Origin of the sequence: Microcoleus sp. C2D2 (assembly GCF_036702495.1) — a bacterium.
In the GTDB taxonomy this organism is placed as follows: Bacteria; Cyanobacteriota; Cyanobacteriia; order Cyanobacteriales; family Microcoleaceae; genus Microcoleus.
Genome location: NZ_JAUBTO010000331.1, coordinates 1 through 2,832, shown reverse-complemented (window position 1 = coordinate 2,832; position 2,832 = coordinate 1). Strand labels below are relative to the sequence as shown.

Sequence of the window (2,832 nt, the reverse complement as noted above, 5' to 3'; positions counted from 1 at the left end):
AATATCTCTCTGTACAACTCAATAGTCTTATTGTAGCATAATGTTTGTTTGTGTAATTAATTTTGCTTAACTACTTATGAATCCAGACATCAACGACCCAGAAATCACATTGAAAGGACTGATCGAACAATCCGGTACCAATCAAAGACAGCTAAGTAGGGATTCTGGCATTGCTGAAGTGACCATTAATTCTTGGGTTGCCGGCAAATACAGTCCCAAATTAGATAGCGCTACGTTGGTCTCTAAAGCACTTGGAGTGTCCTTGAAAGTCTTAGCAAGATCTATGCGCCTAGACGTGACGGGAGTTCCTGGCGACTATAGCCTGATCGAACTCAAGGCAATTGCGGCCGAACTAGGCATAGAACGAATTGAAGACCTGCCCGAGGATTATCAAACTTTGAGGCGGAGACGAGATCGAATGCGCGATCGGCAAAACTGACGCGCTCCCAAAAGACACCTACACATAAATGCGGCTCCTATGGAAAGAGCATTTATGTGTACCACTCCAATCAGAGAGCAGGTATGCCGACATTGATAAAGAGGGCTAGGAACTATTAAGTAATTTCTACCCATAACTAGACAAAACTAGCGGAACGTCTATATATTGAGAGGAGTCATATTAGGTATAACCTCATGGACGATTATTCTCAAATGACCATCAGCATTGGTGAAGCGGCAAAAGAATTAGGAATATCGGTTAAGACAATTCGTAGATGGGCTGACGCGGGGAAGATTCGTTACGAGCGTAGTCCCAGTGGGCACAGGCGATTTTATCTTGCAGATATTAAGCGAATCACGCCACGAGATTTAAAACAACTAGATGACCGCATAACTATCAACTATGCCCGCGTCAGTAGCAGCGATCAGAAAGAAGATTTAACGAGGCAGATTCAAGTTTTAGAGCAATTCAGTAGTGCAAATGGTTGGCAGTACGAAACTATATCTGACTTAGGTTCAGGACTTAACTATCAGAAAAAAGGCTTGCAGAAGTTACTTAAGCGCATCATGAAAGGCGATGTGGGTAGGTTGGTACTGACTCACAAAGATAGGTTGCTTAGGTTCGGTTCCGAGTTAGTTTTTGCTATGTGCGAAGAGTTTGAGACTGAAGTGGTGATAGTTAACAAATCTGAGGTTGAATTGAGCTTTGAGCAGGAGTTAGTCACAGACATGATAGAACTGATTACCGTGTTCTCAGCACGTCTCTATGGCGCTCGTAGCCACAAGAATAAAAAGCTGGTAGATGGTATCTCCAAAGCAGTCACCGATTCTCAAAAATAATCTGTACAACTATTGACTATTGGGGAGATATGGGCATATATTAGGGAGAAGGAGGAACTACCCGATGCTCCTGGGCTTTAAAACTCAACTACTACCAAATAATAAGCAAGTCACAGCATTTAGGAAAGCTTCTGGCGTTGCGAGACACGCTTACAACTGGGCGAACGCAATCATTCAAAAGTGCCTTGATGAAAAGCAGAAAGTACCGTCAGCAATTGACTTGCATAAACGATTAGTTGCTGAGGTCAAACCTGCTAATCAGTGGTACTACGAAACTAATAAAAACGTTCCACAGAAAGCACTTGCAGATGTTCGCCAAGCTTGGGACAGATGTTTTAAAAAAATATCCCAGCAGCCACGATTCAAAAAGAAAGGTCAACGCGATTCTTTCTATTTAGAACAAGGCAGTAAAGCAGCACCCAAGATACAAAATGATGGTAAACGTATCCGGCTCCCTTCTATTGGATGGGTGCGTTTATCCGAGCCATTACCAATTACTGCGGTGCATAACTGCGTGATTAGTAGGCAAGCCGACAGATGGTTTATCGCTGTTAAATACGAAGTTGAAAAACCTGCTGTATCAAGTGATAGACCTACTGTTGGTGTTGATATCGGCATCAAAGAATTGGCTGTTTGTAGTGACGGCAAAGTGTTCTCTAACCCAAAAGCTTATCGACGAATGAGTAAACGCCTAAAGCGCTCTCAACGGCGTGTTAGTAAGCGTGTTAAAGGCTCTAAGAACCGGACTAAAGCAGTTAGAAAGCTTGCCAAAGTTCACGCCAAAATATCAAATATTCGCCAAGACGCAATTCACAAACTAACTCACCACCTCGCCAAAAACCACAGCGAAGTTAAAATCGAGGATTTGCACGTCAAGGCATTCTTGAAAAACCATAAATTAGCAGGTGCAATTGCTGATTGTGGAATGTACGAGTTTAAACGCCAGTTAGAATACAAAACTGAGAGATTCCCAAGCAAACTAATCCTAGTGGATAGGTTCTTTCCCAGTTCTCAAATTTGCTCTAACTGTGGTAATCATCGTCACAAAATGCCGTTAAAAAACCGCGTTTATATCTGTCCTGACTGTGGCTACAAAGCAAATAGGGACTTAAATGCGGCTCGTAATATTGACCGATGGTTTGAGGATATTTTTATCCCTGAACGGTCAGAAACGGTAAGCTCTACCGAGATTGCCTGCGGAGCGGACAAACCTCTTAGAAGTCATTCTAAGACCGCTGTAAAACAGGAAGTTAACGCCGAAACTACTTCTGTCCAGTTAAGTCTAGACTTGGGTAGTTTTGGGTAAGTTTAACCGAGCGGACTCTCACCAACGCCACTGCGAAACTCAATTTGTATTTCATCAAAAAAATTGGGTAGAAACCCCGTCCTAGAAGGACGGCTTTACACGGTGTCGCAGTATAATTTCAGTGCTCAATGACCCACTGTCCGTCGATGGAGACATAAACCCGCGTCTTCAAAGTTTGCGATGTTTCGCAACGGGGAAGAAAAATCGGTAGACCGGGAAAAGAGGATGGGGCAATGAAATATGCATCC

At 43.1% G+C, this 2,832-nt stretch carries 3 protein-coding genes; all 3 read left to right on the top strand.

The window, feature by feature from the left end; translation table 11 throughout:
• Positions 1 to 76: 76 nt before the first annotated feature.
• The 3 genes from QUB61_RS38790 (at position 77) to QUB61_RS38780 (ending at position 2,584) form a co-directional block, all read left to right on the top strand.
• On the top strand, positions 77 to 439 hold the full coding sequence (locus QUB61_RS38790) for a helix-turn-helix transcriptional regulator (protein WP_333136713.1): 363 nt from the start codon (positions 77 to 79) through the stop codon (positions 437 to 439).
• Between the two features lie 212 nt (positions 440 to 651).
• Positions 652 to 1,278, top strand: coding sequence for an IS607 family transposase (locus tag QUB61_RS38785; RefSeq protein WP_333136715.1), 627 nt, complete (start codon positions 652 to 654; stop codon positions 1,276 to 1,278).
• Positions 1,279 to 1,342: 64 nt separating this feature from the next.
• Entirely contained in the window at positions 1,343 to 2,584 is a 1,242-nt protein-coding gene (locus QUB61_RS38780) for an RNA-guided endonuclease TnpB family protein (RefSeq protein WP_333136711.1), read from the top strand.
• The last annotated feature ends 248 nt before the right edge of the window (positions 2,585 to 2,832 follow it).